Source organism: Lujinxingia litoralis, assembly GCF_003260125.1.
Lineage (GTDB): Bacteria > Myxococcota_A > Bradymonadia > Bradymonadales > Bradymonadaceae > Lujinxingia > Lujinxingia litoralis.
The window spans coordinates 447,850-467,837 of sequence record NZ_QHKO01000001.1; the positions used below are offsets into that span (position 1 = coordinate 447,850).

Here is a 19,988-nt window from a genome sequence, read left to right on the forward strand (position 1 = left end):
GGTCCTAGCGCTCGGTGGCCTTGGACCAGCGCCCCTCGTAGAAGCGGTTGTTGGCCTTAAATCCGAAGTTTTCATACATCTTGATCGCCGGAGCATTCTCGGCCTGCACGTTGAGCGCCACCAGGGAGACCCGCTCAAAGAGCTCCTCCAAAAGGCGTGCCGTACACGCGGTGGCCAGCCCCTCGCCGCGCCGCTCCGAATGCGTCACCAGGTTGCCGATCACCGCGATATCGTGCGCCTCACTCACCACATGCACCCCGGCGATGCTGACCAGGGCGCCCTCCGCATCGCGAATCCCAAAATAGAGCCCGGTCTCCAGCTGGTAGGGCTCAAAGAAATTATCGGGGTAGTGTTCATAGAGCGCCATGATCTGGGCGGTATCGCGGTGTCCCAGCCGCTCCACCCGCGCGTCGCGCTCCCCGGGCTGAAAATGCTCGCGCTCCAGCCCCATCCGGATCATCGCCTCGGCCTGCCCCAGCTCAAAGGCCGAGGTCAAGCCGCCCATCTGCGTCTCCAGCACATGGAAGTGGAAACGCTCCGGAACCTCCTCGTAACAGGCCTCCAGAAACTCAGACAGGTCCTCCCCGCGACCGCTGGTAAAGACCACCGGCAGGCTCAACCCGCGATAGACCAACATCAGGTGGGCAACCTGGCCGCTCTCATCGCGCGCCCCATACCACCGGCAGAACTGAAAGTAGGCCGGGTCGAGGTTCCCCAGCAAATAGGCATTGGCCAGGCGATCCTGAACCAAAAACTCTCGCAGTTCATCGCGCTGGGTTAGCTCTTCGACAGCCATGGACACTCCGGTTGCACGCACCACCGGCCGACAAGCTCAACAGGCAAGTCGGCCGGTGGCGGCGAAAATATGGTGCGGAGAACGACACCCCCCACCGGGGCGGCGTCGCCTTTATGTGCCATCAGCAGCGCGGGCCGACCGGGGGCTCCGTCTTGATGGCATCGCCTAAGTTTACGTGGGCCCCGGGCCGGGAGCAATCGCCCGGGCCCGGGCATCTGTGGGGGCTCGTCCCCCATCCAAACATAAACGCCGGGTATTTGCATTCCCGCGCGCCTTGCCATTCCTGACGACAGACGACATAACACTAACGGAACAAATTTACAGCTCCGAAGTTCTCTGGATATGATGACGATGACTCAGGACTGGTTAAACCACCTCAACAACGCCCAACGTCAGGCGGTCACCCACCCGGCTGGCCCCCTGCTGGTGCTGGCCGGTGCCGGCAGCGGTAAGACCCGCGTGCTCACCCACCGCATCGCCTACCTCATTGCCGAGGAAGGCGTGGCGCCTCACCAGATCGTGGCGATGACCTTTACCAACAAGGCCGCCCAGGAGATGCGCGAGCGCGTCGACCACCTCCTGGAGGGACAGGCGCCGGGACAGGGCTCCCAGGTCACCATCTCGACCTTTCACAGCCTGGGCGCCCGCATTCTCCGCCGCCACGCCCCGGCCGCCGGTCTGAGCTGGAGCTTCTCGATCTACGACGACGCCGATCAGCGCCGGCTGATCACCCGCGTCCTGGATGAGGCCGGCGATGAACGCGCCCGCGCCGATGTGCGCCGCCTCCAGAGTTACATCGATGCCTGCAAAAACCGGGGCTGGACCCCGGATCAGGCCCACGAACACGCTCACGATGCCCGCGCCGAGGCCGACGCCGAGCTCTACGCCCACTACCAGCGCGCCCTGGCCCAGGCCGGCGCCGTCGACTTCGGCGACCTGATCCTCGGCGTGCTCTCCCTCTTTCGCAACCACCCCCAGCTGGCTCGCCAGTACAGCTCCCGCTGGCAACACGTGCTCGTCGACGAATTCCAGGACACCAACCCCGCCCAGTACGAGTTTCTCGATCATCTCACCTCGGTGCACAACAACCTCACCGTGGTCGGAGACGACGACCAGGCCATCTACCGCTGGCGCGGGGCCACCGTCGCCAACATCCTGGGATTTGAAGACGCCAACGAAAGCGCCGCCCGCGTCAAACTGGAGCAAAACTACCGCTCCACCTCCCTAATCCTGGAAGCCGCCAACGACGTCATCGCCCGCAACGACCGCCGCCACGCCAAAAAACTCTGGACCGAGCGCCAGGGCGGCGAACCGATCGTGGCCTTTACCGGCGCCGACGATCGCGAAGAAGCAGCCTACGTGGCCGAAACCATCTTCGATATGACCCGCCAGGGCGCGGACTACGACGACTTCGCGATCTTCTACCGCACCAACGCCCAGGGACGCCTCTTCGAGGAACAACTCCGCAGCTGGGGCGTGCCCTACCGCATCGTCGGAGGACTGAGCTTCTACGCGCGCGAAGAGATCAAAGATCTGCTGGCCTACCTGCGCTGCGCGCTCAACCCCAACGACGACGTGGCCACCGCCCGCGTGATCAACACCCCGCGGCGCGGCGTGGGCAAGACCACCCTGGAGAAGCTCGCCCAGGCCACCTCCGTCCAGGGGGTCGAGAGCCTGCAAAACGCCCTGCTCCTGGCCCTGGAAGATCGCCCCGCCCAGAATGACCTCTTTGCCACCCGCCGCCCTCGCCCCCGAAACCCCGCCGAGCGCATGCTCGTGGAGACCGTCGAAGAGCTCAGCGGCGTCTCCCGACGCGGCATCCAAGAGTTCTGGGAGATCCTCCAGGCCACCCGCGACGATCTTCTGCACTACGAAGAACTCACCCCGATCCTGGAGCGCCTCATCGAGCGCATCTCCTACTTCGAGCATCTGGAGCGCACCGACTCCGAGAGCGCCGAAGACCGCATCCGTAACGTCGGCGAACTCCTCAGCGCGATCGAGGAGTTCGAGCGCGATCCCAACAGCATCGCCCTGATCGAAGCCGTCCAGGAGGCGATGCCCGACGACCTCGATGACCTGCTCACCACCGCCCCGGCCTCCCTGCGCCTGCGAGCGTTTCTGGACCGCTCCGCCCTGGTCCAGAGCACCGACCAGGAGGGCGCCTCCGGACAGGCCGTCACCATGATGACCATTCACGGCTCCAAAGGCCTGGAGTTTCGCACCGTCTTTGTCGCCGGCCTCGAAGAAGAAACCTTCCCCAGCCTGCGCGATCAAAACGACGCCGAAGAACTCGCCGAAGAACGCCGCCTGGCCTACGTGGCCATCACCCGCGCCCGCGATCGCCTCTACCTGACCAACGCCCGACGACGCCGGGTCTACGGCCAGTTCAAAGACACCGTCCCCAGCCGTTTCCTGCTCGACATCGCCCCGGAGCGCCTGATCATCGACCCGCGCTCCGCAGCCAAAGAGCTCGACTACGCCCGGGACCGCCGCCAACGCCTGGGCCACCCGTCACACGAGTTCCCCGCGCCACAGATCCCCGCCCAGCACAGCCCGGGCTTTGACTTCAATCAGGCCCCCGCCGCCGATGAGGCCTTCTCCCAGGAGAGCTTCGCCCAGGAGCAGCCCGACTGGGAATCGAACTTCTCCCAGACCCCCGACGCCTGGGATGTTCGCACCACCCCCACTGGCGACGATCAACTGATCGGCGCCACGGTCAGCCACACAAAATTCGGCATCGGCGAAGTCGTCGCCATCTCCGGTCAGGGCGACAAGGCTCGCCTGACCATTGATTTTCCGGCGGTCGGCCAGCAGACGGTGATCCGTAAATTCTTGAAAATACTCGGATAACCCTCCCCAAAAGATTCTCCGCGCCCCGGCGCACTCCCCACAAAAAAGCCGCGCCCCCCGAAATTCGGGGGGCGCGGCTTTTTCATTCAACGCTGGCAATATCCGGGGGGCTTAGCCCTCCTGAATCGCCGAGATCAGCGCCTGGGTGTACTGCTTGGTAGTGGCCTTGCCGCCCAGATCACCGGTGCGATTCTCCGGGTTGGCCATCGTGGCGGTGATGGCCTTCTCCAGCAACTGGGCCTCGTCCACATAGCCCAGGTGACCGAGCATCATGCCCCCGGCCCGCATCAGCGCCGTGGGGTTGGCAACCCCCTTGCCGGCGATGTCGGGCGCAGTCCCGTGCACCGCTTCAAACATCGAGGCGCCTTCACCGATGTTGGCTCCCGGCGTCAGCCCCAGCCCACCGATCAGCCCGGCGGTCAGGTCGGAGAGGATGTCGCCGAAGAGGTTCTCGGTGACGATCACATCGAAGTTCTCCGGACGCATCACCAGCTGCATGCAGGCGTTGTCGACGATCATGTCTTCGAACTGAATATCGTCGTACTCCCGCGCAATGCTCTGCCCGACTTCCAGCAGAAGACCGTTGGTCTCCTTGAGGATGTTGGCCTTGTGCACCAGCGTCACCTTGGAGCGGCCCTCGCGGCGGGCAAAATCAAAGGCGTAACGCACGATGCGCTCACAGGCCCAGCGCGTCACCAGAATGATCGACTCGGCCGCAGAACGGTTGGGCGGAATCACGTGCTCAATCCCGCAGTACGCACCCTCGGTGTTCTCACGCACCACCACGATGTCGACCTTGGTGTCGGAGAAACGCGTGGTCAGCGCCGGCGAAAGCCGGGCCGGACGCACGTTGGCGTACATGTCGAAATGCTTGCGGATCGCCACGTTGATGCTGCGGAAGCCGGTGCCGATCGGCGTCTCCAGCGGCCCCTTAAGCACGCACTGGTTGCGCGCAATGCTCAAGAGCGTCTCTTCGGGCAGCGGAGTTCCCAGGTCCTTAAAGCACCCCGAGCCGGCGCGAACCTCTTCCCACTCCAGATCGACGCCCAGCGCTTCAATCACCGAAACCGTCGCATCGACGATCTCCGGACCAATCCCATCACCGCGAATCAGGGATACTTTACGGCTCATGACAACTCCCTTCGTGATCGCCGCGCGTACGCGGCGTCTTTGACCATGTTCGATAGCTTCAGCGCGCGCGCAACGATGTGCCGTGGAGGCTTCGAAGAGGCGCGCGGCGGCGACACCATAGAAGAGCCCCACCATCGGGGTCAATAGCCCGCCGAGCGCCGGCTTGCGCCGCCCTGCTTTTGCCCCGAACTCCCCCCGAAAACCGGCCACGCCCCGTGCAAAATCACGCTGATTTTTGGTGAAGCACCACCGGGAATTACATTCATAGTGTGAATAGTGTTCTCGACTCAGGGCGGGGGGACCGACGTTCGGTGGCCTCCGGAGTCGACTTCTCGCGAAGCACAAGGAGGTCCACCATGGCACTGACCTGGGCACCCCGATGGCTGGCCATGCTCTCTCTGGTGATGCTGGCCATCACTGCATTCTCTGCTCACGCTCGCGCCGAAGAACCCGCCCCGGCCCCGGATGCCGACGATCCGGTGCTGGTCGCCGAAGACCGCGTCATCGAAGAACGCGAGCGCGAATCCCCACCGACCCAGGCCACCCAGGAGCGCGAGCGGCAGACCGTGATCACCGACACCGAATCGCCCAACTACATGGGGGTCATCGCCCGCAACGCCTTTCTCGGCGGCGTGACCGGCGGCCTGGTCGGTACCGGGGTCTACCTGCTCAGCGGGCGCGAATACACGCCCTGGACCATCGCTTATGTCGCCGGGGGTGGCATTCTGGTGGGCGCGGCCGCCGGAATCGTAGAGCTCAGCGTGCGCGAACAACGCACCTCTGATGCGCTGGCCGCCCGCCGTTACATGCTGGAGCGCGAACTTCCCAAAGCGGTGAATGTGCCGCTACTCAAGGTGAGTTTCTAAGGCGCCACAGGGCCTGGCCGCTACCAGCATACACCTTAGCTGGCGCGGGCGGCCGCCCCTCTCCTAAGACTCACCCGGCTTACACCTCATCTCGCTGTTGCAGGAGGTCGTTATGGCCACAACCTCACTTGTTCGTCTGCTGATCTCTCTGGTGCTTCTCTTAACCCTGGCGCTGAGCTCGGTATGGACCTGGGCCTCCCCGGGATAACCCTTAACCCCCTCCCGGCCAGAATCGCGGCGTAAGGTTGTCGTCGGGCGGCCAACGGGTTAGATCCGCGCTGAAGTGGTCCGCGGGCTCATGCCGCCCGGCGGATCGTCCCCCGCGTCTAACCCCAGGAGTGCACGGTGACCACGCCGCAGCTCGACACCATCGTCCGGCTCATTGAAACCGCCCAGCAGGCCCACGCCCTCAGCGACCGCGCCCTGGTCGCCGCCATCCAACTCTTCTCGCGCACCGGGGAGCTGCCCCAGGCCGCCGTCGAAGAGGACCAGGTCGCCCGGGCCGTGCTCGCTGCCAGCTGGCTCCTCTTTGTCGCGGCACCGGCCCATACCCCCCGAGCCTTTGTCACCGCCTCCATGCACCTGGAGCTGGTCAGCGCCGGCGAACGTGAGTTCGACGCCATCTTCCCGGAGCTCGAAGCCCTCCTCGGCCAGGCGCCCGAACGCCCGGACGAGGCCCCGAGCTGGCTCCCGGCCTTCCTCGACGCAGCGCCCGCCGAACTCGACCTCAACGACGAGATCGTGGCCCTCGAAGAACACATCGACGCCCCCCTGCAAGTCCTGCGCGATCACCACGAAGCGTTTACCAACGATGTCAGCGCGATGATGAACCTCATCGTCGCCGGCTTCGATCAGGACGTCAGCCGCGGCGCGCTCAGCGCACTGGACGCGCTGGATCTCCCCGCAGACTTTAACCGTGACGACGCCAGCGCGCTGCGCGCGCTGGCCGATGAGCGCAACGCGCTGGGCGATATGCAGGCCACCGAGGCCCTCCTCTCCCGCTACCTTCAACTCCACCCCGACGACGCCCCGGCCCTGGTCGAGCGCGGCATCGCCCGCGGCGCCCTCGAAGACCTCACCGGCGCTCAGGACGACTTCGCGCGCGCCCTCGACCTCGACCCCACCCTGGTCAGTGCCCGCATCAATCGCGCCCTTACCCATCACGCCCTGGGCGAGATTGAACAGGCCCTTGAAGACTACGACGCCGCCCTGGCCGAGATCTCAGACGACGCCGACCTCTGGACCAACCGCGCCGTGGCCCGCTTCGCCCACAACAACTTCTCCGGCGCCATGGCCGACCTGAACCGGGCGCTCCAGCTCAACGACCGCCACCTGATCGCCTACTTCCAGCGGGGCAACGTGCGCCGGGTGCTCGGTGAAGTGGGCCACGCCCTCCAGGACTACGAACGGGCCATCCAGATCAAACCCGACTTCGTCGACGTCTACGCCGCCCGGGGCTTTCTCTACCTTCAGCTCGAAGAGACCAAAAAAGCCGCGGCCGACTTCGGCCTGGCCATCGGCTTTGAGCCCGGCGAACCCATGCACTACTACAACCGGGCCCACGCCCGACTCCTCGACCAGGACTACAAGGGCGCCATCGCCGACTACGACGCCGCCCTGGAGTTGGCCCCCGACGATGTGGAAGCCCTGACCAACCGCGGTGGCGCTCGCATGATCGACGGAGACCTCGAAGGCGCCGTCGAAGACTGGGAACTCGCCATCGAAATCGATCCTTACTACCCCTCGCCCTACCTCAAACGCGCGGCGATGTGGATCGCGGCCGAGGAGCATGAGGCCGCCGCCCAGGATCTCTCCGCCGCCCTGGATTGCGCCCCCGAAGAGTGGGAGCACCGCAAAGAAGTGCAGGAGACGCTCAATGAATTGCTCAACGAGCTGGGGTTTGATCGCCCCGACTGAGCCGCACACGCCCCTCCCAAACCCCTGAAATCATTCCACAACATCCGCACCGCAACCAAAAAAAGCCGGCCCTCAAAGGGGCCGGCTTTTTTGTACCATCAACAGTCCTGTCAGAAGCGTGGCTTCATCGCCTCAAAGCTCTCCTGACCGGTCCGCGTGGGCTTATCCGGAATCTCGTCAATCAGCGCCTGAAGCCCCTCGATACGAGATTCCGGATGCGGGTGAGTCAGCAGAAACTCCGGCGCCCGCGCGCCCCCCTGCCCGGCGAGTGTTTCGAAAAAGCTCACAAAACCCTGGGGGTTGTAGTCGGCGCGTACCATGTAGCGCAGCCCCCACTCATCGGCGTCGCGCTCGTGATCACGGCTGTACTTGAGCATAAAACCCTGGGCCAGCACGGTGCCCACAAGCTGACTCAAAAGCCCCGGATTCTGCCCCAGCGCGAGCTGCGCGATGGCATCGAGCCCATACGCGGTGACCAGACGCTGGGCAATGTGCCGCCGGGTCACATGCGCCACTTCATGGGAGAGCACCGACACCAGCTCGGCCTCATTGCTCATAGCCCGCAGCAATCCGGAGTACACATAAATCCCCCCGCCGGGAATCGCGAAGGCGTTGATCTGGGAGGGATCGTCGACCACCTTAAACTGAAACGCCAATCCTTTGGGCCGGTTGGGCACCGCTCGCACCACCTCCATCCCCAGCTTTTGCACATAGGCCTGCACCTCCGGATCCGGATGCAGCGTAAGCTCCTGTTCCAGCTCCTGGGCCATCTGACGGCCCATGGCCACTTCGTCGCTCACCGGCACCAGCACATCGGCGGCCGCCCGACCCGGGGTGGTCGCACACCCCACGGCGTTCACGCCCGTGGTCAGCACCAACGCCGTCATCCACATCATCATCCATCGTCGCATGTCGTCCTCCGTATCACTTCGTTCACAGGCGCCGGCCCGACTCCGGCCATCGCGCGCCAACTCTTTAGAACATCGCGGACGCGATTACATTTAATCAAGCCCCTTGCTCGGACTCCCCGACCGGCGCTGGTCAGGAAGAACCCGGGCGCTTACGCTTGTTCTCTTTCACATCACCACACGAGGCCCTACTCGCCTCGCCATCTTCGCTCGGGAGTCTTCTATGTGTCTTATCTGCGTGGAGTTCGCCAAAGAACGCATGACCCCTCCGGAGGCGCGCCGCGCGCTGGGGGAGATGATCGAGGGATTGGACCCGGACCACGTCGCCGAGGTCGAAGATATGCTCACCCGCGCCGAAGAAACCACCGACGACGACCAGGACTAAGCTCGCCCCGGGCCTGAGTCCGAGGCGTCGGCGACGCGCCACCGCCTCCTAAAAAAACACGCCCGGGGTGCCGCTTCCGCGGCGCCCCGGGCGTGTTCACGTGGATCTCTACTGCGCTCAGTCGCGCTTGAGTCGCTTGTACTTGATCCGGCTCGGCCGCAGCGCCTCGGCGCCCAGGCGCTTCTTGCGATCGGCCTCGTACTCCGAGTAGTTGCCGTTGAACCACACCACTTCGCTGTCGCCCTCAAAGGCCAGAATGTGCGTGGCAATGCGGTCCAGGAACCACCGATCGTGGCTGATCACCACCGCGCAACCCGCAAAGTCGAGCAGCGCTTCCTCCAGCGCGCGCAGCGTGTTCACATCCAGGTCGTTAGACGGCTCATCGAGCAGCAGCACGTTGGTGCCCTCCTTGAGCACCTTGGCCAGGTACACGCGGTTGCGCTCCCCACCCGAGAGCACCCCGGTCTTCTTCTGCTGATCGCTGCCCCCGAAGTTAAACCAGGAGACATACTGGCGAGAGTTCACCGTGCGATTGCCCAGCTCGATCACATCCTGGCCCTCGCTGATCACCTCCCACACCGACTTCTCCGGGTCCAGCGGGCGACGCTGGTCGATATACCCCAGCTTCACCGTCTCCCCGATGGTGATCTCGCCACCATCGGGCACCTCCTCCCCGGTGATCATCCGAAAGAGCGTCGACTTACCGGCGCCGTTGGGACCGATGATGCCGACGATACCCCCGGGCGGCAGGTTGAAGCTCAGGTCTTCGTAGAGCAGACGATCGCCAAAGGCCTTCATGATCCCCTCGGCGCGAATCACCGTATCTCCCAGACGCGGCCCGGGAGGAATGGAGATCTCCAGCTCCCGCTCTCGCGTCTGCTGCTGCTCAGCAACCATCTTCTCGTAAGCGCTGATACGCGCCTTCGACTTGGCCTGACGCGCCTTCGGCGAGGATCGAATCCACTCCAGCTCCGCCGCCAGCGCTTTCTGGCGCTTCGACTCACTCTTCTCTTCCTGGGCCAGACGCTTCTGCTTCTGCTCCAGCCACGAGGAGTAGTTCCCCTCAAAGGGAATCCCCTGACCGCGGTCCAGCTCCAGAATCCACCCGGCCACGTTATCCAGGAAATAACGATCGTGGGTCACGGCGATGACCGTCCCCTCGTACTGAGCCAGATGCTGCTCCAGCCAGCCCACCGACTCGGCGTCCAGGTGGTTGGTCGGCTCATCAAGCAGCAGCACATCGGGCTCCTGCAAAAGCAGACGGCACAACGCCACGCGGCGACGCTCGCCACCGGAGAGCACCTCGATCTTGGTCTCCCCCGGCGGGCAGCGCAGGGCATCCATCGCCATCTGCAACTTGCTGTCGAGGTCCCAGGCGTTGAGATGCTCGATCCTCTCCTGGAGCTTGGCCTGCTTCTTCATCAGCTCATCGAAATCCGCATCCGGATCGGCAAACTGCGCGCTGATGGCCTCATAGTCCTTAAGCAGGTTGACCGTCTCCTGCACGCCTTCCTCGACCACCTCCCGCACGGTCATATTCGGGTCAAGCTCCGGCTCCTGGTGCAGGTAGCCAAAGCTCACGCCTTTATCCCGATGAATCTCTCCCACGTAGTTGGGATCTTCGCCGGCAATGATCTTCAGTAGCGTACTCTTCCCGGAGCCGTTAAGCCCCAGCACGCCGATCTTCGCCCCGTAAAAGAAGGAGAGGTAAATGTCCTTGAGAACCTGGTGGTTCGGCGGATGAATCTTGCCGACGCCGACCATCGAAAAAATGATCTTGTTATCGCTCAACGGGCCTGCCCTCAGGTCAATGGATTCGCAACACAGATGGACTCGCCAGGCTGGCGAGCCACTTCACGTGGGCCGGATTATGAGCGGGGCGGCTCGGCCCCGCAAGCCCCGGCGCCCTTGCTTCACCAAAGATCCTCGCGCCTACGTTTTAAGGCGCGCCCGCAGCTCCGCCGGCGTCATCACCCCCTCGGCCTTCACCACGCGCACCCGCTGGAGCTCCGAGGGGGACATATCCCAGTTTTGAAGCGAGGTCTGCAGGTATGCCGCGGCGATAGCCTCCACATCATCGCCCCCATCCATGCCCTCTCCGACCACCTCACGCACTCGCCAGCACGCTAGATCGGGGATCACGCGCTTCTCCTCGCGCCCCTCCAGATACCCCACCATCTGGTTGGCCATGCGCAGCTGCCGGATGCCGGACAGGGTCACGCTTGTCTGAAACCCGATCGCCAGCGAACTCGGCGCAGCGAGCAATGCATCGAAACGATCCCGGGCCAGCCCCAGCAGCACCACCTCATCGACCGCCCGCAACGTTGCCCTTCGTCTGGTATCGCGAAGTAGCGCCAGCTGCCCCAGCACGCTCCCCGCTCCAACACGTGCCAGGCGATAGACCCTCTCTCCCACAGCCCGCAACACATCCACCCACCCCTCAACCACCACAAACGCCGCCCGGGCAGGCTCGTCCTGCACACAAATGGTCTCACCGGGCGCAAAACGACGGGCCACCGTAGCGCTTTGAAATACCTCGAGCTCCCGGGCCGAAAACGACGCGAGCGCGCCACTCGCCAGCAACGCCACCGGGCCGCGATGGGGCCGACCGCGGGTGGCCCCCGAACAAAGCTCCTTCAAGCTGGGCTGGCGAGGTTGTGTAGGCGCGCGCTTCCGAACCAGCAGCGCTTCGATCTGATCGTTGGTACGCTCCAGACGTTCGGCCACGCGATCGGCAACCCCACGCACCAACCCGGAAAAGAGCACCGGGGCATTGGCCTGAAGTGACTGAACCATCGGGCGCTCCAGCACATAGATCCGGGCCTCTCCCTCCGCGACTACCGTGGCCGAACGCGGCGCCGGATCGAGCATGCTCATATCCCCAAACACATCGAAACGCCCCAACCGCCGAACCTCGGTCGCTCCGGCGCCACTTCGAATCCGTACGCTGAGCTCTCCCCGGGTCACAACCGCCAGAGAGTCCCCGGCATCGCCCTGCTTGCAGACCACCTCGCCAGCCTTTAGATCCCGCACTCGGAAGACCGACGCCAACATCCGACGTTCTTGTTCACTCAGGCGCCCGAATACAGCCGCCTTCCCCAACCACGAGATGTCCTCTGCCCTCGGTCGTTCCATGCGCCTCACCTCACCCCGGTAAACTCGCGCCGCGCCATGCCGAATCCCGCGACGCTGACTGCTTCCACAAGCCCCCCCACCTTGAGAGCCCCCATGTCCGACTCCCCCATCCTGCTCTTCGATGTCATGAGCACGCTGGTGTACGACCCGATTGCGGCTGAGATTCCGGCCTTCTTTGATCTTCCTCTCCCGGAACTCTTTCGCATCAAACACCCCACCGCCTGGGTGGACTTCGAGCATGGCGAACTCAGCGAAGAGCACTTCTACGAACTCTTTTTGCCGGAACCTCACGGCCCGGTTGATGGCGAAAAACTCCGGGACACCCTCTTCCAGGCCTACCGCTGGCTTGAGGGCATCGAACCCCTGCTCGCCGACCTTCAGCAGGCCCAGGTGCCCATGCACACCCTGTCGAACTATCCGGTATGGTACGAATTGATCGAGGCTCGGCTCAACCTCTCGCGCTACCTGCCCTGGACCTTTGTCTCGTGCAACACCGGGGTTCGCAAACCCGATCCGCAGGCCTACGCCGGCGCCGCCCGCACCCTGGGAGTCGTCCCGCAACGCTGCATCTTTATCGACGATCGCCCGGACAACTGCCAGGCCGCCCGCCAGGTGGGCATGGGTGCGATCACCTTTGAACACGCCTCCCAGCTACGCGCCGAACTCCAGATCCGCGGCGTCCTCTAGGTCCGCTCCCCGGCACGCAACACCTGCCCGTCGAGCACCTCTTCCTCGCGGGCCATCAGCACCGCCGACTCCATAAAACTCTGGAGCTGGCGGACGTTGCCCGGCCAACCATAGCGCTCCATCCACTCGGCCAGCTCCGGCCCCACGCTGCGGCAGGCCGCGCTATGGCGATGCGCAAACTTCGCCAGAAAGATCCGCGCCAGCGGCAAAATATCCTCACGCCGCTCCCGCAGCGCCGGCACCTCGAGCACACCGGGCGCCAGAAGCTGATAAAGATCCTCGCGCAGCACTCCTTGCTCACGCAGAGCCTGAAGATCGTGATGCGTACTGGCGATCAATCGCGTCTCAATACGGCGCCCCACCCCCTCGCCGATCCGTCGAACTTCGCCCTCCCGAATGACCCGCACGACCTTGCCCTGAATCAATGGCGAGAGGCGATCGATCTCATCGAGAAACACCGTCCCATCGCGCGCTAATTCGAAGATTCCCTCCCGCGGCGCCACCGCCCCGATGAGCTCACTGGCCACACACCCAAAGAGTTCAATATCGACCAACTCACGGGGCACCTCGGCACAGTTCAACCGAATGAGCATCCCACCCTGCCGCCCTCCCAGGTGATGAAGCGCCCGCGCCAAAAGCTCCTTGCCGGTGCCCGCCTCACCGGTCATCAGCACCGGATCACAATCATCGACCCGGGCGTGCACCTCCTCATAGACCTGCCGCATTGCCGCGCTCTCGCAGACCAGATCTTTAAAGAGGTAGTGGCGCCGCTCCCGCTCCCGAAAATAGCGATTCTCCTCGATCGCCTCGGCCAATTGCCGCTCCAGACGATGCCGCTCACACAACGCGCTGGCCGGCGAATCGAAGATCCCATGCACGCGCCCCAGAGCCTCACGATGCTCCGACGCCTCGCCAGCCAGCCTGCCCGAAGCAAAGAACGCTCCACAGGCCTGGTGCCCGTTGCCAAAGGGGATAAAAAGCTCCGCATCCTCCCCCTGGTGCAGACGCCAGACCGCATCACCGGCCTCGATCACCGCATGGCGAAGCTCCGGATCCCTAGCCAGCAGGCTGGACAGCGGCGCTGATTCCTGCCCGCCCGGCCGACTGGCCTCCGCTTCCTCGCAACGCCCGCACCAGATCACCTCATGATAAAAGGCGTCGTTTCCCGCCCACAGGATCGTCGCCGAAGCCTCCACCTCCCGAAAGATACCCTGCTCCTGAAGCACCTGCTCCAAACGCGCCAGCAGCCCCTTCCAGCCCTCGTCACGGTTCAACCCACGATGCAGTGCCAGCGAGGCCAGCGAGGCCTCCGCCGACGCCGTTACTTCCTCGGCCAGCGGCACCCGCTCCAACTCACGCTGCCCGCCGAACGAGGTTGCCACGATCTCCAGCCGCACCCCCTGCGCCTCAAAGAGCACCCGGTCGCCGGCCCTCAACGCCCAGCGCATCGCCTGAAGCTCATCGTCGTCCCGGGGCACCCGCTCCGGTGTGATGTCTTCGCCCTGGCGTTCCTGGCGTACCCCCTCGGGCTCATGACGCCACAAGAGCTGGGGCCCATGCTCGGCATCGTCGAGCAGCGCCGCCCACTCCCAGCCTTCCGCCGGACGCGTCAACGAGAGTTCCCCCGAGGCGTCTGTCCACAAGGAGACCCGCTCGCCCATCATCGCGTAGCGCTCCTCCCCCTCCTGTGTTGCCCACCGCAATCGCCACGCCATCGCACACCCTCCCGCAGAGCCACACCGCCACTAATCCATCATCAGAGTTCCTCAATGGTATCGGGTCCGGGCCCGGCCTGCAGCTCAAATTCCTCCAGCGAAGGCACCGGCGCGACCTCCGGAATCTCCACACTGCGATCCTCGCGATGCGCCTGCATACTGGCCCAGGCCTGGAGCCTGAACGCATCGCGATTATCTCGGCTCAACGCCGTGACCCGCTTCATGGTCGCCTCACAGAGCGGGTAGTCGCGTTGCACACAGCTCTGATACCCGATGATGTAGAGGCGTTGCGCGCGCTCGTCATCGTCCATCGTAAACGCCGCCCGGGCCTCGACGAGCGCCTGCGCAGCCTCCCCGGCTGACGCCACCGCAAGCGTGTGCGCATCCTCCAGGTCGACCACCGCGGCATCGACCAACGCCGCCACAAGTTGAGCTTCGGCATGCCGAAGCTCCTGCGCGCGCTGCTCCTCCACAATCCCCCACGTCACGGCGAGCAGGCCCCCCACCACCGCCAGCGCCGCCCACCAGTTGAGCGCAAAACGCATCGCCCGACGCCCTTCTCCCGGCTCCGGACGGGGCGCATACCAGGTACGAATCTGCTCGCCATGCTCCCAGGCCTCGCGCACCGAACGGTACCAGGGCCAGAGCAAGAAAAAGCTCCAGGCGTACCGCTGCGCACGTTCCGGCTCCCCGTTAAAAACCTGTCCGGCACCCGGGGCCAGCACGCTGAGCACTGCCGCAATCAGCGGCACATGCTCCGGGCGCGGATCATAACCACGGGGCGCATAGGGTGGACGCTCTTCATCGTAGCCCAGCGCCCGCGACAGCCGTGAGGCATCCAGGGGCGCCGGCGTCTCATCGCGCGTGGAGCCCTCCGGCGCCCGCTGCCCTTTTTTCGCCGACCTCGCATCTTCGCCGGCAGCAACATGCTGAGCAGTCGCAGGTGCACTGCCCTGCACCGGGGCGCCTGCCGCAGCCTGCGGAGCCAGATCAGCGCCCGCCCCCTCAGCCTCCGACACCTCCTGCAGATCCGGAAAAAACTCCGCCCAGGGGTTCTCCCCTCCGGGCGCCGCCGGTCCCACGGCATTCGCCCCATCTTCCGAAGTACGCTTCCCGACCTCAGCGCCAGCACCTCCCGAAGTCGCGCCGGACGCCGCGGCGAGGGCGGGCGTCGTCGACGTAGGCGCACGTCGTTGCAAGAGCACCTCCCTCACCGCACCCGACTGCGCCACCACCCGACAGGGAATCCGTTTGCGAACCAGCTCACGCTGCAACTCCAAAGACTCCGCATAGCTGAGCGAATCGGCGATCGCTACGTCTCCGGCCTCCAGTAGCACCTGTATCTCGTCCGGGGAACGTCCGGCGATCGCTGCCACGCGGATGGCGAGCTCATGGAGCTCAACCTTTGCCTCGTCACACGAAACTTTTACGCTGTAGTGTGCTGCCATCGGGCCGATCACCTCAACAAATCGCCACGTCCTCGCTTCGCGCCAGCTTAACGCAGCGCCCCCCCTGTGGCCAGCCATCGCCGCCGGACTTGGCCCCCGATCCTCGACCGTGGTAAGGCTACCCCGCATATCATCTATGGCCTTCATGGACCTCGCTAGCTCGCGAGGCTCGCTTACGGAGAATTCTATGATGCGAACGCTCCTCGCCAGGACGCCCCTGCTTTTGTTGGTCGTGGCGCTTCTCTCCCTCTCGGGCTGTCTTCTCGATCCCACCGAGCCGGGCATCGCCTCGATGACCATCACCCCCTCGGTCATCTCGCTCTCCGAAACGGGCATGACCGATGAGTACTTCACCATCGAACTCACCGTGGTCAACTTCACCGACGAAATCGAAGAGGTGACCGTCTTCACCCAATCTCCCGAGATTGAAGCCGTGCCCCAGAGCGTGGTCGCCGAGGGCAATGTGGTGGTGCTCAGCGGCATCTCCAAGAGCTGGTTCACCAACTTTGACACCGGCGCCCACCCGATCGGCGCCACCGTCACCTCGGCAAGCGCCTCAATCACCGAGCGCAACCTGGCCACCGTCACCATCGAAGCCGCAAACTAAGCGCTCCCACCGGCCTGAGGCGGTGGACCGCAATCGCGCTGCGATTAGAGTTTAGGCTGTCCCGCTCGGGCCGACCGCGAGACATTGCGTTCGCCGTCCCAACGACCACCGGAGGTTTTGTGCAACGCCGCTCCGACACGCAGGGCCAGGCCGGCTTCAACGCTGCCATCCACGGCCTCTCCGAAGGCTTCTCCAATCTGGTGCGCCAGCACGTAGAACTGGCTCGCCATGAAGCCAAAGAAGAGCTCAAGCAGGTCGCCACTCAGGTCATCGGCCTGGTGGTGTTCGGCGCCCTCGCGCTGGTCGGATACCTGCTTTTACTGGCAGCGATCGTGCTCCTCGCCCTCTGGCTCGGAGGCTCCGGGCCGATGTTCATCACCTGCGCCGTACTTGCCGGACTCCATCTGGCGGTAGCCGGCGTCGCGATCGCCCGTCTCTCCAGCCAACTCAACGACAGCGGCGTGCGCTTGCCTCAGATCTCCGAGGAGCTTGAAAGGAACAAGCAATGGATAAAACAACTTCGCAAGAGCTCGTCCCCACAGCTCCCGGCGGAGCCCTCGTAAACATCGACTCCCGCCCCACTCCCAACTCTCCCGACGAGATTCGGCGCGAAATCGAGGCTTCTCGCCGCCAGATCGCCACCAGCCTGGACATGCTCCAAACCGAGGTACGCTCCACCATGGAGCGGGCTCTTGACTGGCGCCAATGGGTCCACGACCATCCCAAGCAAACTGTTGGCATCGCCTTCGGGGTGGGGCTCTACTTTGCATTGCGCTGAGCGCAGTTGCTTTTTCTACGCGGGTGCATACTTTACGCGCTCCCGGCACCCGTCTCTCGTCGCCAGGCCGCCGGCAACCCCGGCGCCTTGCCTCCCCCCGATTTTCCTCGATAAGGACTCTGGACCATGACCGAGGCCAAACCCACTTCCGCCGCTCCCGTCACCGAGCCCACCGGCCAGCCCGGCATCAGCGAACGCGCTGCCGAGGCCCGCACCCGCATCGAGCAGCAGTACCACGAAATTGAGCAGGGCTACGATGATACCCGCCAGCGCCTCCAAGAGTTCAACGACCAGGCGGTCGACTTCATCCGCACCAACCCGGGTCTGAGCATCGTCGGCGCGCTCGCTGCCGGCTACCTGATCGGACGACTCGCAAGCCGGCGCTGGCTGGCCTGATCCCCCCTTCCCTCGCGCTGATGATGACCCGTCGCTGAGAGTATTCTATGTCTGACCAGAAGCACGACCTCGAAGAGCCCCGCGACTACCTCGACGAGTCCCGGCGTCTCATAGATGACGCCCGGCACCTGTACGACGACTTTCGCCGTGATAACCCCCTGGGGCACATGTACGACCGCAACCCCTACGCCGTGCTGGCAGCGGCCGCCGGTGTCGGCTACGTGCTCGGCGGAGGCCTTTTCACCCCCTTTACCCGTCGAATGATGCGTGTAGGCCTCAAGGCGATGGTCTTGCCGATGGCCGCCTCACACTTACGTTCACTCACGAACACCGAGCTCGACCCCTCTCAGCGCTGAGCGTCCCCACGCTCTCATCCGTCTTTGCCCACACTCACCCTCTCGCCATCAAGGAGAGTTCTATGGATTGGAAGAAAGTCATCAATGACGTCAACCGCAACGTCAGCTCCACCTACGACGCCTCGGTCGAAAACCTCCTCGACCGCCTGGGCCTCGAACACCGCAAGTCCACCATGGATGTGGTCCTCCCCATGCTCGGCGTATTCGGCGCCGGCATCGCCGTGGGAGCCTCTCTCGGCCTGCTCTTCGCGCCGAAACGCGGCAATGAGCTGCGCAGTGAGCTGCGCCACTCCCTGGAAGACCTGCGAGAACGCGGCAACGAAAAAATCAGCCAGGCCAGCCGCAAGAGCAAAGAAGGTATGGAGGCCACGCCCGCCACACAGGCCGGCGACTCCTCCGCGGCACGTGGCTAATCCCTGATACCGCACAAAAAAGCGCCCGTTACGGGCGCTTTTTTTTACTCTTTCGCATCCACACCAAGATGAGCGCCCCCTTCAGAATTCCAGCGCCTTACGCTTTGTCTGAGTCTCCTGACGCTTCGACCATGTTGCAGGCACGGCATACATCACATGCTCCTCAGGCGTTTCCGGCAGATAGATTAATCCCAGCGGGTCCCCCGCACGCAACGCTTGAAAGGCTCGATCCCTCGTCGCAAGACTCCCATAGACATATCCCGTCCCAACCGGGAAGCGATACGTCAGCCGAACCCCTTTGGCCGTGTCACCACCAATGTCCGTAAACCTCCCGGTGACCTCTCCCAGCGTATACCTTCCGGCTCGATACACCGCGATATCGTGAAACGCCCGGGAGCTGGCCGCCCAGGCCATGCCCAACGTACACAGGAAGATAAAGGCCCCCAACACCGCCAGGCTCACCATCCCGGTCATCCCCGCGGCGATAGGAAAACTGATCGTCGCCAGGCATGCCACACCATTGATCGCCACGACTCCCAGGTGACTTCGTCCCAGATAGGCGTCTCTTAAGAAAAACCCCGGGAAAGAGCGCGGAGCATCGAGAATCTCGTGAGGAACAGGCAAGCGCCCCACCACCGATGTTCGGGGAATCATCAAAAACTCATCCGCCAACGCGTCCAACACCTCACGAGCGCTTTGAATTCGGTGCCCTACCTCCGGCTCGGTCATCCCGAGTAGTACCCGCTCAAAGCCGAGGGTTACCGAAAGGTCCTCAGGCAAGCGGAAGGTATGCAGCCCCTCAAAAAGCTCCCCGGGCGGCGTTCCGCTGAGAAGTTGCACCGCACTGGCCCCCAGCGCAAATAGATCGGTCGCCGGCTGTGCCGCCCCTGCATACTGCTCGGGCGGCATGTACCCGAACGTTCCAACAATCGTCGACCCCAGCCCATCGGCGGTGACCGACTCCCGCACCGCCCCGAAGTCAATCACTGCAATCGAGCCGTCGCCACGCATCATCAGATTGGCAGGCTTAATATCCCGATGAATCACCGGAGGGTTGAGCCCGTGCAGATACTCCAGCACCTCCAGCGTCTGGCGCACAACATCACGCACCTGCTCCTCGTCAAAAACACGCCCCTCATCAAGCATGTCCTGGAGGTTCTTCCCCTCAATATACTCCTGTACGAGGAATGGGCGCTCTGGCGATCCTTCATCTTTCCCGGGAATCGTAAAGTGCGCGCGATAGCGTGGAACTCCCGGGTGATGGAGACTTCGTAACATCTCGCATTCACGGTGAAAGAGTTCGTAGTCTTTCCACCGCTTCATTCGGTTGGGCAACAACTCCTTAACGGCTACTGGTGTCTCTGCCCCCTCGAGTTCATAAGCGAGATACGTACGCCCAAGCGCCCCCTCACCGAGCACACGAACTAGGCCGTAACGCCCGCCCACCACCTCGAGATACTCCCGAGTCCCGGCACCGCTATCAACGCCTTGAGTCATGCCTTCGCTCATCTCATCGAACTCCCGATCAAGAGGCGAGTTGTAGCCACATCATCTGAGCGTACTCCAACGGCGTTTTTGCTGACAACACATGCTCCTGAGC

General features: G+C 63.9%; 19 protein-coding genes. 11 read left to right on the top strand and 8 right to left on the bottom strand.

Features of this window, described 5'->3' with window-relative positions; all coding sequences use genetic code 11:
• Positions 1-4 precede the first annotated feature (4 nt).
• Positions 5-796, bottom strand: a complete 792-nt coding sequence (locus DL240_RS01830; protein WP_111728146.1) for a GNAT family N-acetyltransferase — start codon at positions 794-796, stop codon at positions 5-7.
• A gap of 342 nt (positions 797-1,138) precedes the next feature.
• Between DL240_RS01830 and DL240_RS01835 the strand changes: the two genes are divergently transcribed.
• Positions 1,139-3,646 carry an ATP-dependent helicase gene (locus DL240_RS01835; protein ID WP_111728147.1) on the top strand — a complete coding sequence of 836 codons (2,508 nt, stop codon included), beginning with the start codon at positions 1,139-1,141 and terminating at the stop codon, positions 3,644-3,646.
• A gap of 111 nt (positions 3,647-3,757) precedes the next feature.
• Here the strand turns inward: DL240_RS01835 and DL240_RS01840 are convergent, their stop codons facing one another.
• Positions 3,758-4,777 (bottom strand): isocitrate/isopropylmalate dehydrogenase family protein, encoded by a 1,020-nt coding sequence (locus DL240_RS01840; RefSeq protein WP_111728148.1) that lies wholly within the window; start codon positions 4,775-4,777, stop codon positions 3,758-3,760.
• Between the two features lie 356 nt (positions 4,778-5,133).
• Between DL240_RS01840 and DL240_RS01845 the strand changes: the two genes are divergently transcribed.
• Together DL240_RS01845 and DL240_RS01850 are read left to right on the top strand one after the other, a co-directional pair.
• Positions 5,134-5,643, top strand: coding sequence for a hypothetical protein (locus tag DL240_RS01845; RefSeq protein ID WP_111728149.1), 510 nt, complete (start codon positions 5,134-5,136; stop codon positions 5,641-5,643).
• 345 nt (positions 5,644-5,988) lie between these two features.
• Entirely contained in the window at positions 5,989-7,560 is a 1,572-nt protein-coding gene (locus tag DL240_RS01850) for a tetratricopeptide repeat protein (protein ID WP_111728150.1), read from the top strand.
• A gap of 110 nt (positions 7,561-7,670) precedes the next feature.
• Here the strand turns inward: DL240_RS01850 and DL240_RS01855 are convergent, their stop codons facing one another.
• Complete coding sequence (locus tag DL240_RS01855; protein ID WP_111728151.1) at positions 7,671-8,471, bottom strand: M48 family metallopeptidase; 801 nt, start codon at positions 8,469-8,471, stop codon at positions 7,671-7,673.
• Positions 8,472-8,691: 220 nt separating this feature from the next.
• Between DL240_RS01855 and DL240_RS19880 the strand changes: the two genes are divergently transcribed.
• Positions 8,692-8,853 (top strand): hypothetical protein, encoded by a 162-nt coding sequence (locus tag DL240_RS19880; RefSeq protein ID WP_158542285.1) that lies wholly within the window; start codon positions 8,692-8,694, stop codon positions 8,851-8,853.
• A 117-nt stretch (positions 8,854-8,970) separates the two neighbouring features.
• Here DL240_RS19880 and ettA read toward each other — a convergent pair whose 3' ends face one another.
• Positions 8,971-10,644 (bottom strand): energy-dependent translational throttle protein EttA, encoded by a 1,674-nt coding sequence (gene ettA, locus DL240_RS01860; RefSeq protein ID WP_111728152.1) that lies wholly within the window; start codon positions 10,642-10,644, stop codon positions 8,971-8,973.
• 141 nt (positions 10,645-10,785) lie between these two features.
• On the bottom strand, positions 10,786-11,988 hold the full coding sequence (locus tag DL240_RS01865) for a cyclic nucleotide-binding domain-containing protein (RefSeq protein ID WP_158542286.1): 1,203 nt from the start codon (positions 11,986-11,988) through the stop codon (positions 10,786-10,788).
• Positions 11,989-12,081: 93 nt separating this feature from the next.
• On the opposite strand from DL240_RS01865, the gene DL240_RS19535 reads away from it, so the two are divergent.
• The gene (locus DL240_RS19535) at positions 12,082-12,675 is read left to right on the top strand and encodes an HAD family hydrolase (RefSeq protein ID WP_158542287.1); all 594 of its coding nucleotides are present in this window, start codon (positions 12,082-12,084) and stop codon (positions 12,673-12,675) included.
• Here DL240_RS19535 and DL240_RS01870 read toward each other — a convergent pair.
• Positions 12,672-14,390: a sigma 54-interacting transcriptional regulator gene (locus DL240_RS01870; RefSeq protein ID WP_146618047.1), complete on the bottom strand. Its 1,719-nt coding sequence runs from the start codon at positions 14,388-14,390 to the stop codon at positions 12,672-12,674. The genes DL240_RS19535 and DL240_RS01870 overlap by 4 nt on opposite strands.
• Before the next feature lie 41 nt (positions 14,391-14,431).
• Positions 14,432-15,838, bottom strand: a complete 1,407-nt coding sequence (locus DL240_RS01875) for a hypothetical protein (RefSeq protein ID WP_111728155.1) — start codon at positions 15,836-15,838, stop codon at positions 14,432-14,434.
• A 187-nt stretch (positions 15,839-16,025) separates the two neighbouring features.
• On the opposite strand from DL240_RS01875, the gene DL240_RS01880 reads away from it, so the two are divergent.
• The 6 genes from DL240_RS01880 to DL240_RS01905 all read left to right on the top strand — a co-directional run bounded on the left by DL240_RS01880 (position 16,026) and on the right by DL240_RS01905 (position 18,388).
• Positions 16,026-16,445, top strand: a complete 420-nt coding sequence (locus tag DL240_RS01880) for a hypothetical protein (protein ID WP_111728156.1) — start codon at positions 16,026-16,028, stop codon at positions 16,443-16,445.
• 119 nt (positions 16,446-16,564) lie between these two features.
• The gene (locus DL240_RS01885) at positions 16,565-17,008 is read left to right on the top strand and encodes a phage holin family protein (RefSeq protein WP_158542288.1); all 444 of its coding nucleotides are present in this window, start codon (positions 16,565-16,567) and stop codon (positions 17,006-17,008) included.
• Entirely contained in the window at positions 16,951-17,223 is a 273-nt protein-coding gene (locus tag DL240_RS01890; protein ID WP_111728158.1) for a DUF3618 domain-containing protein, read from the top strand. Before DL240_RS01885 ends, DL240_RS01890 begins: the two co-directional genes overlap by 58 nt.
• Positions 17,224-17,349: 126 nt before the next feature.
• A complete protein-coding gene (locus DL240_RS01895; protein ID WP_111728159.1) occupies positions 17,350-17,619 on the top strand; it encodes an ElaB/YgaM/YqjD family protein in 270 nt (89 codons plus the stop codon).
• 47 nt (positions 17,620-17,666) lie between these two features.
• Entirely contained in the window at positions 17,667-17,975 is a 309-nt protein-coding gene (locus tag DL240_RS01900) for a hypothetical protein (RefSeq protein ID WP_111728160.1), read from the top strand.
• A gap of 62 nt (positions 17,976-18,037) precedes the next feature.
• Entirely contained in the window at positions 18,038-18,388 is a 351-nt protein-coding gene (locus DL240_RS01905; RefSeq protein ID WP_111728161.1) for a YtxH domain-containing protein, read from the top strand.
• A gap of 81 nt (positions 18,389-18,469) precedes the next feature.
• Here the strand turns inward: DL240_RS01905 and DL240_RS01910 are convergent, their stop codons facing one another.
• On the bottom strand, positions 18,470-19,897 hold the full coding sequence (locus DL240_RS01910) for a serine/threonine protein kinase (protein WP_111728162.1): 1,428 nt from the start codon (positions 19,895-19,897) through the stop codon (positions 18,470-18,472).
• Positions 19,898-19,988 lie beyond the last annotated feature (91 nt).